The sequence below is a fragment of the Gilliamella sp. Nev6-6 genome, from assembly GCF_001690605.1.
GTDB classification, from domain to species: Bacteria; Pseudomonadota; Gammaproteobacteria; order Enterobacterales; family Orbaceae; genus Gilliamella; species Gilliamella apicola_C.
The window spans coordinates 122778-136830 of the sequence record NZ_LZHP01000090.1 but is presented as its reverse complement, the minus strand read 5'-3'; the positions used below and the strand labels follow the sequence as shown (position 1 = coordinate 136830).

The window sequence follows — 14053 nt, the reverse complement described above, 5'->3', positions numbered from 1 at the left end:
ACTTTCCTGATATCGTTTTTCAGATAGTTTAAAGCCCATTTTTAGATGCTTTAATGATTTTGGCAAAGGTGTCAGTGAGCAAGCGTGGGATGGCAGTTATTCCCCGTGCTTTTGCATCATCACAAATAGCAATAGCGAGATCTGGCTTTGAGCTTTTATGGATGGCTTTTTGAATAATTTGATGTACAGGTAGATCGATATGCTGTGTTGTGTTGTAAGCAGCAAGTTTATAAACATGACTAAATCCATGTTTAAATAAAAAATTTTCAATATCACGAGCGGGTAAAACGGTTAAGTAGTCATTAGGATCTTTATCTTCACCGCCCAGTGATTTGACGGTATCTTCATATTTTTTACCCGCCATATCGCCATCAGTAATAACATACCAATGAATTCCCATTTTATTGGCATATTTTATCAGTGGTTTTAACCCACATTGTGCAAACTCAATTAGCTGAACGCCTTCAGAGCTCAAATGATAACCACTTTGCTTTGCTAATTCACGTAATAACCAAACTTCGGTTTCACCTTCAACTAATAGCCAACAACGAGCAAATAATGCACTAGAGCGTCGATAAAGAATATGAAACACAATACGGCGACTATCACTCATACTTAATGATGTAGCAGTAATATGTTTTGCGACAATTTTATCAGGCAAGCGAATTAATCGGTAAAGACTTTCTAATGGAAATAATGAGACTAAATCACTTGAGTTTGAGGTAATAATTTTTTGTGTAGGGAAGTTTTTTAGTAACCGAAATGCGACAGATAAAATGATGGGGTGTAGCGAACTTTCAGGCTCTTGTAAAATTAAAATCGGCATTGAACTTTGTAAAAGTGAATAATCGCCTTTAGCATCAATAATCGATCCAAAAATGCCTAAAAATACCGTCCGTAAATAATCATTATCAAAACTGTCTAATATATCATTAATTTGTTCTAAAACGTTCCAATCCTCTGCGCTTGGCGAGCTTTTTAGTGGGGATTGCTTATAATGATAGCGGTGTGTTTGATCGGCAAAGTAATATTCTAATAATGAGCGTGCAGCTTGCAGACCCCGAGCTAATTCATCTTGCGTTAATTTGGCGCAATGTGCTTTTAATTGGCAGGAAAGTTGCTCAATGTTTTTTTCAGATTGTGGCTGATTAGTAATAGGTAATTGGGCTTGATCCATAGCATTTTTAAGCGCCATAACTGGATTTAGGCTGATTAAAAGTGCAATTAACGATCTTTCATTTTCAATATTACATGGTTTGCCTTGTAAATTGAGCAATTTATGTTGTGTGATAATTTGATTGTTTTGTTTATTAGCCGAAATTTGATAAGTAATGCGATGCAGGTTATCTTGTGTTGATAGATAGGCAACAGCGCGTAATGGCTGATAATCTTTATGGTTTAACTCATTTAAATGCGATTGGCAATAAGTGACGGTAATGGTGATATTATCGACATTACCGTCGTGTTGGTCATGATAAAAATCAGAATCAACAAATTGATAAAACTTATTATTGAGTGATAACAGTTGTAAAGCGCTAATTAAACTTGATCGCCCCCAACGGTTTTCGCCTATTAGTACGCTAGAACTTGCATTGAATTTTAACGATAGCTGGCTGATACCTTTAAACCCACAAATATCAATTTGTTCAATAAACATAGCAATCCTTATTTAAAGATGGTATTTTTCGGTTCGCTTACGAATTCGCTCCGATTTTTTGTGTGCACTGTTAATTAGTGGTTGTTGTTCTTGCAAAATGGTTTTTAACGATTTATCAAAATAAACTTTTAAAAATAAAAGAATATCGCGGTTAGTCAAGCCAATTTTAGTCGACGAAAAATACAGCCCAATAAGATCTTTATCTCGCCAACGGGTTGGTACTTTATTGCGAGTTTGTGCTCGGTGCAAATCAATAACCGATAATTTAATTTGTTGTTTATTTTCAAATAAGGGTAAATCCAACAAAAAATGACACAAATAACAATCACGATGATTAACCCCCGAAGCGTGCATTTTTGCCACCATTTTCGCTAAATAAATAATTAAAGAACGCTTTAAATGATAGCTAGGTGGCTGAGTGAGCCATGGCTTGGTAAAATCTTCTAAACTAATTGTTGGATTAAGATCTTTGGTAATAATAAACGAATGGCGTGTTAGTGGATTTAAACCTTTACGGCCAAATGCTCGCCCATCCATAGTATTAACGCCAGCTTGCGCTAAACGATGAATGGCATCCCATTCTTGCTTGGCATCTAACACGGGTAGACGTAACGATATGAGGTTTTTAATAATCTCTTTAATCGTTGTACCCCGATGAATTTTAATAAAATAAGATTCACCCTCAAGCTCAAAATTTAGCGTTTTACGTTGCTTAACAGCACGATATACTTTACCCGAGATTAACTCGATTTCTGCAAAGGGATCTTTACCTGTCCATAATTGCTGAAAAGGCGATTTGAGTTTTATTTCATTCATCATCGTTACAACCTAAAATAATATCGGTGGCGCGAGTGGCTAAATCGTATAGATCAGCCGTTTTCCCGTAGTTAATCGCATTATGATGCCATGTTAATAATTGATCGTGATTAGTGATAGCATTTTTAACGGCCTGATTGAGATCCGATTGTACAAAAGGCTCAGCAAGAACCACACCAGCCTTGGCATCGTGTATGTGATAAGCATATCCCGAAACACCCGATACAATAACGGGGACACCAGCAGCTAATCCTTCGACTAAAACCATACCAGCAGCTTCTTGCCTTGCTGGATGCAATAGTAAATTAGCTGAAAATAAAATATCGGCAATGTCATCACGGCCCGCTAAAAAACGGACTTGCTGATCAATCCCCAGTTGTTTTGCTTGTTTTTGATAGGCTTCTGGTTTGTCTTGTCCTACCACTAAAAAAGTAACTTTTTGCTTTAGTTCATAGGGTAAAGTCGCAATGGCGGTTAGTGAACGATCAACGCCTTTGCGTTTAAAATCCGAGCCAATTTGCACAATCACAAAACTGTGTTCATCAATTTGATTGGTTTGCCTAAATTGCTTGCCTTTAGCGATCGACTCAGCATTATATTGGCGATCTTGAGCAATGCCAGGCGGTAACAGATAAAACCTTGATAGATCAGTATGATAATATTTAACAAAGTCAGCGATTTGCTGCTTAGTTAAAAGCATCACTTTAGTTTGGCTATGTTGATTAAACACCGCATCTTCAAAGGCTAAATAGTGTTTACAGCGTTTTGATAACTTATATAAAAAGCCTTTATGGGTCACTTTATCTGCATAACAGGTATCGCCCGCAAAATAGACATCTAAGTTAGGCATTTTATTAAATCCAACTACATAATCGACGGGGTTTACTTGCAAATGAGCTTTTACCCAATGGTAATAAGATTGATTACGATTATGGTTAGATAAGCCTTTTTTTGGAACCAAGATAATATCAAATCCAGCAGGCTTATCACCTTGCCATGCCATTACATAGATCCGGACGTGGTGGCCACGAGCTTGACAAGCCCTAGCTATTTGCAAAAAATCACGTTGTAAGCCACCAAAAGGAAAATATTTATAGATACAAAATGCTAGTTGCATGCAGGTTGCCTCAAGTTTGAAAGGGGTATTATATACTTGTTGATAAGCAAGGTGCAAAAATAGCTGATTTTAATAAAAGAAGAACAAAAATCAGTCAGAAAAGCTATTGATTTTATTGAAGTTTTTATTTTTAATAAAATCAATAGCTTACTTTGGTTTAACCAACAAAAAATTCTTAACAAACCCTATTAATAACATTCAAGCTACGCCTTAGTCTAAATTAAAAAAGTATTTTAATTGTCGAATTATTTAGTTAATATTATTACGTTATTAAAGTATATGATTTTTTATTTTAAAACTATCATCCTCAAACATAACGTTGCTTGAAGTAAAGCAACTAACTTCGTAAAATAAGCAAAATTTTATTTCTGGTCTATTATGCAACTTCATCTAGTCGTTAATACCTTTGGTTCCGATCTTCAGCGCCGATATGGGGAAAAAATCTATAAACTCACCTTGCATGGTGGGTTTAGTTGTCCAAATCGTGATGGCACTATTGGCATGGGGGGATGCACTTTTTGTAATGTGGCTTCAATTATTGATGAATCTATTCAAGTGAAATCAATTGCTGATCAATTGGTATCACAAGCTCATCAAATGAAAAAATCCAAGCGCTATCTTGCTTATTTTCAAGCTTATACTAGCACTTATGCCGAAGTTGCCATACTAAAAAATATGTACGAGCAAGCGCTAAATAGTACTGATATTGTTGGGCTTTGTGTTGGTACTCGCCCAGATTGTGTACCCAGTGAAGCGCTTGATTTGCTTGCTAGTTATCAAGCTCAAGGTTTTGAAGTTTGGTTAGAGTTGGGCTTACAAACTGCTCACGATAAAACCTTACATGATATAAATCGTGGGCATACTTTTCACGATTATCATCAAACCGTACAAAAAGCGCGTAAACTTGGCATTAAAGTGTGCACTCACTTAATTATTGGGTTACCTAAAGAAACCAAACAAGATAACTTAATAACTTTAGAACAAGTGTTAAATAGTGGTGTTGACGGCTTAAAGTTACACCCTTTGCATATTGTGGATGGTAGCATTATGGCAAAATCGTGGCGGGCAGGTCGCCTTGAGGTTTTGTCTTTAGCACAATATGTCGATATTGCTGGCGATATTATTCGTCAAACACCAGCAAATATTTTATATCATCGTATTTCAGCTAATGCGAGAAAACCAACCCTGCTTGCGCCAGATTGGTGTGAAAATCATTGGCAATCGATGAACGCTGTCGATCAGAATTTACGCCAGTTTGGTGCTCAAGGTAGCGCCATTGGGGATTGCTACAGCTTTAAGCTTTAGCCGTTCTAGAAGTGGCTAACAACTATAATCTATAATAATATTAACATCATTAATAACGGCGAGTTAAAGTAGAAATGGATTTTATGGATATGGAAATATTATTGACGATATTTCTTGATCCTTGCCAAAATATTGGCCATGTTTACCTTGATAAATAACTTATAAAACATGCAATACTGGACAAAACTTTACATTACGTTATACTTGTTAACGAAATTAACCAGACAATCGCTGCTTTGTTGTAGTCCTTTATTAAAGGAGACAAACAAAGGGGAGGAAAGTCCGGGCTCCATAGGGCAGAGTGCCAGGTAACGCCTGGGGGGCTTTTGCGAGAGCAAAAGTTTACGACAAGTGCAACAGAGAGCAAACCGCCGATGGCTTATTAATAAGATCAGGTAAGGGTGAAAGGGTGTGGTAAGAGCACACCGCGCAATTGGTAACAGTTGTGGCATGGTAAACTCCACTCGGAGCAAGGTCAAATAGGGATTCTTTGGCGCGGCCCGCGTTGAATCCGGGTAGACTGCTTGAGCTAATACGTGAGTATTAGCCTAGAGGAATGATTGTCCACGACAGAACCCGGCTTATCGGTTAATTTCAATTTTTCTTAACTTTGCTCATTAATACTATTTTTTGGTCGAATTTTTTAATTTATTCTTCTGGGCTAACCAACGTTTTAATACTAGCCAAATCGAAAAAAGCAAGCCGATTACTAATAAGAACACTGGGATCAGCATTAATAGCGACATAATTTGCTTTTCATAAGTTTTGAAAATAGGCGATAACCCAAATAGATAGCCTAATGTCACAATTAAGGCAATCCATAATGTTGCACTAATCCAATTATAAATATGGAATTTTCGGCTATGTAGCCCTGACAACCCTGCCATCATCGGTAACAATGTACGTACGAAAGCAATAAATCGTCCAATAAATAGAGCCTGTAATCCGTACTTATGGAATAATACTTCAGATTTATGATGGTATTTTTCAGGAATATGAGCCATCCAATTTTGCACTAGCTTAGTATTGCCAAGCCACAGTCCTTGCGCATAACCTAACCACGTTCCAAATGCTGCGCCAGAAATTAAAATAAGGTTGATTAAACCAAAATGGAATACATTTTGACTAATTAACACACCAGTTAGAAATAATAAGCTATCACCGGGTAAAAAAGCTGCGGGTAATACGCCATTTTCTAAAAGAATAATAACAAATAACATACCATATAGCGTCCATAGCACATTAGGATTTGAAAGTGTTGCTATATCCATGTTAACAAATGCTTGGTAAAGTGTAATTATGGTTTCCATTTATTTTAATATCCCATCCTCATATTATTTTTATTGGCTAATGGTACCACCAACGGTTAAATTATTCACTTTTAATGTAGGTTGTCCGACCCCAACAGGAATGCTCTGTCCTGCTTTACCACAAACGCCAACACCAGAATCTAATTCAAGGTCATTACCAACCATTGACACCTGTTGCATTGTTTCAATGCCAGAACCAATTAGTGTTGCACCTTTTACTGGTGTTGTTATTTTGCCTTTTTCAATCAAATAGGCTTCTGAGGTTGAAAAGACAAACTTACCAGAGGTAATATCTACCTGTCCTCCCGCAAAATTAGGGGCATATAGCCCATAATCAACACTGCTAATAATATCGTCAAAGGAAGAATTGCCAGCTAACATATAGGTATTTGTCATTCTTGGCATCGGTAAACACGCATACCCTTCACGACGTCCATTACCAGTTGAGTATGTATTCATCAATTTTGCGTTGAGTTTATCGAACATATAGCCCTTTAAAATGCCATTTTCAATAAGCACTGTTTTTTGGCTAGGCGTTCCTTCATCATCAATAGAGAGTGACCCTCGTCGATTTTCGATAGTGCCATCATCAACAATAGTACACAATTCTGAGGTAACTTGTTCACCTATTTTTCCTGAAAAAACCGAGGTGTTTTTGCGGTTAAAGTCACCTTCCAAGCCATGCCCTACCGCTTCATGTAACAATACACCAGGCCAACCAGCACCTAAAACAACGGGCATTGTTCCTGCTGGCGCTGCTTTGGCTGAAAGAGCAACAAGTGCTAGGCGTACCGCTTCTCGAGTGTAGCTATCAACATAACTTTCTGTCGTTTTAGGGTTAATGGTTAAAAAATATTCATAACCAAATCGCCCACCACCACCGCTACTTCCTCGTTCGCGTTTACCTGATTGTTCAACTAGCACAGAAACAGATAATCGAGCCAAAGGCCGAATGTCAGCACGTAATGTACCATCAGTCGTTGCGATTAAAATATCTTCGTAGCTCCCTGTTAAACTGCATGATACTTCGATAACTCTTGGGTCAATTGAGCGCGCCAATTTGTCAACTTTTTGCAACAATGCAATTTTCTGCTCTTGAGAAAACGAATTGATTGGGTTGATTGAAGGGTATATTGGCACTGTTTGCGTAGACTTAAACGGAGTTACTACTATAGGTGTTTGTAATTTAGTTATTGAATTTGCTGCTAATACACTTTGTTCTAAACGTGCTAACGAAAGTTGATCTGTATATGCAAACCCCGTTTTTTCACCGGCAATAGCCCTAACGCCAACTCCTTGATCACGGTGAAATGAGGCATTTTTTATAATACCATCTTCAAGTAACCAACTTTCATAGTAACCCGATAAGAAATACAAATCACCAAAATCAATTTGCCTTGCGCTAAGCATATCAAGCAGATGTAAAAGATCTTGTTGGTTTAGATTATTTGGATTGAGTAATTGTTCACTCACTTGATTTAGTATCATAAATTCCTTAATTTTTAAATGTGGATGCGAGCTTGTTTATAATTGATTATAGATATCCAATTATAATGGCTTTTTAGCTTTCATCACTCTTCTTCTTAACGTATCGTTTTCTGAAACTCTTTTCTACAAAATAGTTTTGATTACATTAATACAACATCGTATTGTTCTTGAATATAAAGCGGTTCAACTTTCACTTCGACGCGTTTACCCACAAAGATTTCAACTTCAGCTAAAGCGTGCGATTCATCATTAGTTAACGCGTTAGCTACGGCAGCTGAAGCATAAACTAAAAAATACTCCGAGTGATGCGCTTTATACACACGAACGATTTCACGCAAAATTTCGTTACAAATAGTTTCTACTGATTTGACCATGCCTCGTCCTTTGCAAGCAGGGCACTGTTCGCACAAAATATGCCCGATACTTTCGCGTGTTCGCTTGCGTGTCATTTCGACTAAACCTAAACTCGAAAATAAATTAACGGTAGTTCTTGCTCGATCTTTAGATAAAGAATCATGGAGTGATTGTAACACCCGTTCACGATGCAGGTCTTCTTGCATATCAATAAAATCAATAATAATAATGCCACCTAAATTACGTAAACGCAATTGGCGAGCAATCGCAATTGTTGCCTCAATATTGGTATTAAAAATCGTTTCTTCTAAATTTCGATGACCTACAAATGCGCCAGTATTGATATCAATGGTTGTCATAGCTTCAGTTTGATCAATAATCAAATACCCGCCAGATTTCAATTTGACTTTACGATCTAATGCTCTTTGGATCTCGTTTTCGGTATCATAAAGATCGAAAATGGGAATATTACCACGATAATGCGATAATTTACTGGTCACTTCGGGCATAAATTCTTGTGTGAATTCAATTAATAAATCATACGTTAACTTTGAATCCACCAAGATCCGTTCAATTGGCGCGCCAACAAAATCACGCAACACACGTTGTGATAATGCTAATTCACCATATATTAGATTTTTACTTACTGGGCGCGCCATACGCTGTTGAATTTTAGCCCAAAGTCGTTTTAGAAAATTGGCATCTTGTTCTAATTCATAGGCATTTGCGCCTTCTGCTGCGGTTCTAACAATAAATCCGCCTTCGTTAGTGACATATTGCTCGACAATACTTTTTAGCCTTTCGCGCTCTTGTTCACTTTCTATGCGTTGTGAAGTGGCCACATGTGCAGAATTTGGCCCAGGCATTAATACTAAATAACGCGATGGTAAAGTTATATCGGTTGTCAGCCTAGCGCCTTTAGTGCCTAGAGGATCTTTAACTACTTGTACCATTAAATCTTGCCCTTGGCGGACAAGTTCAGAGATATCTTTTACTTGAAATTGTTCTTGTTCAGTATCAGATACACACTCAGTATGAGGCATAATATCTGATGCATGTAAAAAAGCCGCTTTTTCAAGCCCAATGTCCACAAAAGCCGCCTGCATTCCAGGTAATATACGGATTACTTTACCTTTATAGATGTTGCCAACAATACCTCGTCTAGATTCACGATCAACATGAATTTCTTGTAGTACGCCATCTTCAATATAAGCGACGCGAGTTTCAGACGGTGTTATATTCATTAATAATTCAACAGACATAAGATTCCTTTTTAATTGATAGCAAAGTTTCGTCTTATTAGCCGCAAAAATAGATAGATGACAATCCATAATAAGCCATCAATACAACTTGATAGCAAAATTAATGGTGATATCGTTATAGTATGATAGATACTGACTTGGAGTAAAAATACCAGTAAATTATAACATACTGATACCCCAAAAATAATAAACGATTGTTGCCACAAAGCTAAATTGCGTATCAATTGGAATTTAAAAACAAGTAAATAAGCAATACATGAATAAATAAAAGCATGGCTTCCCAAAATCGAGCCTGTGCATAGATCTATCAATGCTCCAAATACAAAAGCGGTTCCAATCCCAACTCGATGTGGAAGTGCAATTAACCAATAAGCAAAAATAAGGAGCAGCAAATGTGGTTTAAATATATTATATTCTGGTGACCACGGTATAATTTGCAAACATAAGCCAATAAATAACGTTATCCAAATAATCAATATTCGATTACGTTCCCTCATGTTTCACTCCTTGATTTTCCCCTAATAACAATAAATAACGTAAGCGTTTTAAATCAGCTGTTGGTGTTGCTGAAATAATAGGCGTTGAATCTGTAAGATCTAGTTTTACTGAGCTGACTATCGCAACAGGATAACCTTCAGGGAATCGTCCATCCAGCCCAGAAGTAACTAAAACATCACCTACTTTTATGTCCACGTTATTAGGCATAAATTCTAATATTAAATCATTACTACATCCGTTACCCACAGCGATCATACCAATATCATTTCTTTGCACCTGAACAGGTATTGCATGTTGATAATCGCACACTAAAATTGCACGGCTGGTTGATTGAGCCGTTTCATAAATTTGTCCAATAATGCCTTTTTCATCTACAACAGGCTGCCCAACATAAACACCATCTTGTTTGCCTTTATTGACAACAAATTGATAAACATAAGGATTGGTATCTGTAAGTAATACTTGCGCAGCCATCTTATGTTCATCATGCCTTAAAGGAGAGCCTAGCAATTCACGAAGTCTTGCATTTTCATGTTTTAAATGGTCAAGTAATAATAGATCATTTTTTTGTTGTAATAAGGTTTCATGCAATTTTGCATTTTCATCTATTAAGGCTTCTCGCGTTTTAGACATTTCATAAAGCGAATCAAACGACGACTTTGGTGCATCTGAAACATAATATAAGGGCGAAATAATGGTATCTAAATAGTAGCGAATCTCTTTAAATGGGCGATAATTGATATCTAATACAATTAGGATCAATGCAAGCGCCAGAGAAGTAAATAATTGTACACTGAGAGGCGAACGTTTAGAAAAAAGTAATTTCATTGTTCAGTACTTACCTGTTTTATACTTGAGATCTACTTATGTTAAGAAATGGTTCCGCCGACAATGTCGGCGGTAGAAAATATGAGTTGTTTACTGACTAATTATTTCATTAACATGAAGATAATTAACAATTACTCTTCACTAAAGAGATCTCCACCATGCATGTCTACCATATCTAATGCTCTGCCGCCCCCTCTAGCAACACATGTTAGTGGGTCTTCTGCTACAACAACATGAATACCAGTTTCTGCTGATAATAATTTATCGATGTTACGCAATAAAGCACCTCCACCGGTTAAAACCATGCCATGTTCTGAAATGTCAGAAGCAAGCTCAGGAGGACACTGCTCTAATGCAACTTTAACGGCACTTACAATACCACTTAATGGTTCTTGTAATGCCTCTAAAATTTCATTAGAGTTTAAAGTAAAGCTACGTGGTACACCTTCAGCAAGGTTACGTCCACGTACTTCAATTTCAAGTACTTCATCACCAGGGTAGGCACTACCTATAAAATGTTTGATTTTTTCGGCAGTAGCTTCACCAATTAATGCACCATAATTACGGCGAACATAGTTAATAATCGCCTCATCAAATCGGTCGCCACCGATGCGTGCCGATGCCGAATAAACCACACCATTTAATGAAATGACTGCTACTTCAGTAGTTCCACCACCAATATCAACGACCATTGAACCTGTTGGTGCAGAGACTGGTAAATCCGCACCAATAGCCGCAGCCATTGGCTCTTCAATTAAATATACTTCACGGGCCCCCGCACCTAGTGCTGACTCACGAATTGCACGGCGCTCAACTTGTGTCGCGCCGACAGGAACACAAACAAGGACTCGTGGGCTTGGTCTTAAAAAACTATGGCTATGTACTTGGCGAATAAAATACTGCAACATTTTTTCAGTGACTGAAAAATCAGCAATAACACCATCTTTCATTGGTCTTATAGCTGCAATATTACCAGGCGTTCGCCCTAACATCTGTTTCGCAGCTTGTCCAACAGCGGCAACGCTTTTCGGTGTGCCTGTGCGATGATCTTGGCGTATCGCTACCACTGAAGGTTCGTTTAATACAATGCCTTGCCCTTTTACATAAATAAGTGTGTTTGCTGTACCTAAATCGATGGATAAATCATTTGAAAACAAGCCGCGAACTTTTTTGAACATAATAAAAACTCTTCCTAGAATGAATCTTGTTTAAGTATATTTTCGTGTTTAAAAGCAAACCATGGAATCAAAAAATATCTATTTTCAGCTTTATCCAAGCTAAATAGAGTGCCATTTAATTCTTCTAAACCACGGCTAACCCCAATAATAACTAACGTTGGCTATTGTATCGCAATTATAAAATAATACCTAGAAAATAGTATAACATGTGTTTGTAAAGGAGATATATAATGACAAATTCTGTTTTACAGTGTATTCTTCCGCGTTAATGTTGAGTTACAACCTTGTTATTGGCGAAAGACTCTTTTTGTCAATGGCGAGGATGCAGTAAAAATAATTGTTACTTATATCAAATAAACACGGTGTAATTCATGGATATACGCAAAATTAAAAAATTAATTGAATTAGTTGAAGAGTCAGGTATTTCTGAACTTGAAATTTCTGAAGGTGAAGAGTCGGTTCGAATCAGTCGTTCTGCTCCTACCACAAACTATTCGGCGCCAGTACAAAATATTCAAATTCCTCAACCAGCTCCTGTCGTTGTGGCTCCAACAGTTCAAGCCGAAGTTGTAACAGATGCTGTTGCAACTGATGGTACAACAATTAAATCCCCTATGGTTGGAACTTTTTATCGTACACCAAGTCCAGAATCAAAAGCTTTTGTTGAAGTTGGTCAAACAGTAAATGTTGGTGATGTGCTTTGCATCGTCGAAGCGATGAAAATGATGAACCAGATTGAATCAGAAAAAGCTGGTACAATAAAAGCCATCTTGGTTGAAAATGGTCAACCAGTTGAATTTGATCAGCCACTATTCATTATTGAATAATCTGAATTTATTATTGACTATACGATTAAGAGATTGAATATGCTTGATAAAATTCTTATTGCGAACCGTGGAGAAATAGCTCTACGTATATTACGAGCATCTAAAGAACTTGGAATTAAAACTGTCGCTGTTCATTCGACGGCAGATAAAGATTTAAAACATGTATTACTAGCAGATGAGACAGTCTGTATTGGTTCAGCTGCTTCAGCAAAAAGCTATCTTAATGTTCCCGCATTAATTTCAGCTGCAGAAGTCACTTGCGCAGCAGCTATCCATCCTGGATATGGTTTTTTATCTGAGAATGCAGATTTTGCTGAACAAGTTGAACGTTCAGGCTTTATTTTTATTGGTCCAAAACCTGATACTATTCGCCTAATGGGGGATAAAGTCTCTGCAATTCATGCGATGAAAAAAGCTGGTGTACCTTGTGTTCCTGGTTCAGATGGTCCGTTAGGTGGTGATATTGAAACCAATAAACAAATCGCTAAACAAATCGGCTATCCTGTTATTATTAAAGCCTCTGGTGGCGGCGGTGGTCGTGGTATGCGTATTGTTCGTGAAGAGAAGGATCTTGAACAATCAATTAATATGACCAAGCTAGAAGCCAAAACAGCGTTTAATAATGATATGGTTTACATGGAAAAATTTTTAGAAAATCCACGCCATATCGAAATCCAAGTCCTTTCTGATGGCCAAGGCCATGCCGTTTATTTAGGTGAGCGTGATTGCTCAATGCAAAGACGCCATCAAAAGGTTGTGGAAGAAGCCCCTGCGCTTGGTATTACCCCTAAAATGCGTCAATTTATTGGTGAGCGTTGCGTTAATGCATGTATTGAGATCGGTTACCGTGGTGCTGGTACATTTGAATTCTTGTTTGAGAATGGCGAATTTTATTTCATTGAAATGAACACCCGTATTCAAGTAGAACATCCTGTTACTGAAATGGTAACCGGTGTTGACTTAATCAGAGAGCAAATTTCAATCGCCGCAGGCAATCCTCTATCAATTAAACAAAGTGATATTGAAATTAAAGGCCACGCAATTGAATGCCGAATTAATGCCGAGGATCCAAAAACGTTTATGCCTTCACCAGGGAAAATTACCCGTTTTCATGCTCCTGGCGGTTTTGGTATTCGTTGGGAATCGCATATTTATGCTGGTTATACTGTTCCTCCTTATTATGATTCAATGATTGGTAAATTAATTGCTTATGGTGAAACCCGTGAAGTTGCTATTGCCCGTATGAAAAATGCATTAGCTGAACTGGTTATTGATGGCATTAAAACCAATATTGATCTTCATATTGATATTATGAATGATAAAGGTTTCCAAAAAGGCGGCACAAACATTCATTATTTAGAAAAGAAATTAGGCATTTATGAGTAACAAAATAATCCCTATTTATTAGGGATT

General features: G+C 37.3%; 12 protein-coding genes and 1 other RNA gene. 4 read left to right on the top strand and 9 right to left on the bottom strand.

Annotated features, from left to right (window positions below; genetic code table 11):
* Window positions 1-28 precede the first annotated feature (28 nt).
* From A9G42_RS11070 to A9G42_RS11060, 3 genes are read right to left on the bottom strand one after another with little or no spacing between them, the layout of a single operon-like run.
* Window positions 29-1657: a DUF2813 domain-containing protein gene (locus tag A9G42_RS11070; protein WP_065653443.1), complete on the bottom strand. Its 1629-nt coding sequence runs from the start codon at window positions 1655-1657 to the stop codon at window positions 29-31.
* Window positions 1658-1669: 12 nt separating this feature from the next.
* Window positions 1670-2473: a lipopolysaccharide core heptose(I) kinase RfaP gene (gene rfaP / locus A9G42_RS11065; protein ID WP_179854650.1), complete on the bottom strand. Its 804-nt coding sequence runs from the start codon at window positions 2471-2473 to the stop codon at window positions 1670-1672.
* Window positions 2466-3590 (bottom strand): glycosyltransferase family 4 protein, encoded by a 1125-nt coding sequence (locus A9G42_RS11060; RefSeq protein WP_065653441.1) that lies wholly within the window; start codon window positions 3588-3590, stop codon window positions 2466-2468. Before A9G42_RS11060 ends, rfaP begins: the two co-directional genes overlap by 8 nt.
* 378 nt (window positions 3591-3968) lie before the next feature.
* Between A9G42_RS11060 and A9G42_RS11055 the strand changes: the two genes are divergently transcribed.
* Both A9G42_RS11055 and rnpB read left to right on the top strand, forming a co-directional pair.
* Window positions 3969-4895, top strand: a complete 927-nt coding sequence (locus A9G42_RS11055) for a TIGR01212 family radical SAM protein (RefSeq protein WP_065567742.1) — start codon at window positions 3969-3971, stop codon at window positions 4893-4895.
* A 212-nt stretch (window positions 4896-5107) separates the two neighbouring features.
* Window positions 5108-5495: RNase P RNA component class A (gene rnpB, locus A9G42_RS11050), an RNA gene on the top strand.
* A gap of 23 nt (window positions 5496-5518) precedes the next feature.
* Here rnpB and A9G42_RS11045 read toward each other — a convergent pair.
* From A9G42_RS11045 to A9G42_RS11020, 6 genes are all read right to left on the bottom strand, one after another.
* Entirely contained in the window at window positions 5519-6205 is a 687-nt protein-coding gene (locus A9G42_RS11045; protein ID WP_065642781.1) for a DedA family protein, read from the bottom strand.
* A gap of 30 nt (window positions 6206-6235) precedes the next feature.
* Window positions 6236-7693, bottom strand: coding sequence for a metalloprotease TldD (tldD, locus tag A9G42_RS11040; protein WP_065653440.1), 1458 nt, complete (start codon window positions 7691-7693; stop codon window positions 6236-6238).
* A gap of 140 nt (window positions 7694-7833) precedes the next feature.
* Entirely contained in the window at window positions 7834-9309 is a 1476-nt protein-coding gene (rng, locus tag A9G42_RS11035) for a ribonuclease G (protein WP_065567739.1), read from the bottom strand.
* An 11-nt stretch (window positions 9310-9320) separates the two neighbouring features.
* On the bottom strand, window positions 9321-9806 hold the full coding sequence (gene mreD, locus A9G42_RS11030) for a rod shape-determining protein MreD (protein WP_065567738.1): 486 nt from the start codon (window positions 9804-9806) through the stop codon (window positions 9321-9323).
* Window positions 9793-10635: a rod shape-determining protein MreC gene (mreC, locus tag A9G42_RS11025; RefSeq protein WP_065579749.1), complete on the bottom strand. Its 843-nt coding sequence runs from the start codon at window positions 10633-10635 to the stop codon at window positions 9793-9795. The genes mreD and mreC overlap by 14 nt, the downstream gene beginning before the upstream one ends.
* Before the next feature lie 131 nt (window positions 10636-10766).
* The gene (locus A9G42_RS11020; RefSeq protein ID WP_065567736.1) at window positions 10767-11813 is read right to left on the bottom strand and encodes a rod shape-determining protein; all 1047 of its coding nucleotides are present in this window, start codon (window positions 11811-11813) and stop codon (window positions 10767-10769) included.
* Between the two features lie 371 nt (window positions 11814-12184).
* Between A9G42_RS11020 and accB the strand changes: the two genes are divergently transcribed.
* Both accB and accC read left to right on the top strand, forming a co-directional pair.
* Window positions 12185-12640 carry an acetyl-CoA carboxylase biotin carboxyl carrier protein gene (accB, locus tag A9G42_RS11015; RefSeq protein ID WP_065567735.1) on the top strand — a complete coding sequence of 152 codons (456 nt, stop codon included), beginning with the start codon at window positions 12185-12187 and terminating at the stop codon, window positions 12638-12640.
* Window positions 12641-12679: 39 nt separating this feature from the next.
* The gene (gene accC, locus A9G42_RS11010) at window positions 12680-14026 is read left to right on the top strand and encodes an acetyl-CoA carboxylase biotin carboxylase subunit (protein ID WP_065653439.1); all 1347 of its coding nucleotides are present in this window, start codon (window positions 12680-12682) and stop codon (window positions 14024-14026) included.
* Window positions 14027-14053 lie beyond the last annotated feature (27 nt).

What these genes read in the sequence shown, in the direction of transcription:
- accC (WP_065653439.1), top strand. Translation starts at nt 12,680, where the DNA reads ATGCTTGATAAAATTCTTATTGCGAACCGTGGAGAAATAGCTCTACGT.
- accB (WP_065567735.1), top strand. Translation starts at nt 12,185, where the DNA reads ATGGATATACGCAAAATTAAAAAATTAATTGAATTAGTTGAAGAGTCA.
- A9G42_RS11045 (WP_065642781.1), bottom strand. Translation starts at nt 6,205, where the DNA reads ATGGAAACCATAATTACACTTTACCAAGCATTTGTTAACATGGATATA.
- rfaP (WP_179854650.1), bottom strand. Translation starts at nt 2,473, where the DNA reads ATGAATGAAATAAAACTCAAATCGCCTTTTCAGCAATTATGGACAGGT.
- rng (WP_065567739.1), bottom strand. Translation starts at nt 9,309, where the DNA reads ATGTCTGTTGAATTATTAATGAATATAACACCGTCTGAAACTCGCGTC.
- mreC (WP_065579749.1), bottom strand. Translation starts at nt 10,635, where the DNA reads ATGAAATTACTTTTTTCTAAACGTTCGCCTCTCAGTGTACAATTATTT.
- tldD (WP_065653440.1), bottom strand. Translation starts at nt 7,693, where the DNA reads ATGATACTAAATCAAGTGAGTGAACAATTACTCAATCCAAATAATCTA.
- A9G42_RS11020 (WP_065567736.1), bottom strand. Translation starts at nt 11,813, where the DNA reads ATGTTCAAAAAAGTTCGCGGCTTGTTTTCAAATGATTTATCCATCGAT.
- A9G42_RS11055 (WP_065567742.1), top strand. Translation starts at nt 3,969, where the DNA reads ATGCAACTTCATCTAGTCGTTAATACCTTTGGTTCCGATCTTCAGCGC.
- A9G42_RS11070 (WP_065653443.1), bottom strand. Translation starts at nt 1,657, where the DNA reads ATGTTTATTGAACAAATTGATATTTGTGGGTTTAAAGGTATCAGCCAG.
- mreD (WP_065567738.1), bottom strand. Translation starts at nt 9,806, where the DNA reads ATGAGGGAACGTAATCGAATATTGATTATTTGGATAACGTTATTTATT.
- A9G42_RS11060 (WP_065653441.1), bottom strand. Translation starts at nt 3,590, where the DNA reads ATGCAACTAGCATTTTGTATCTATAAATATTTTCCTTTTGGTGGCTTA.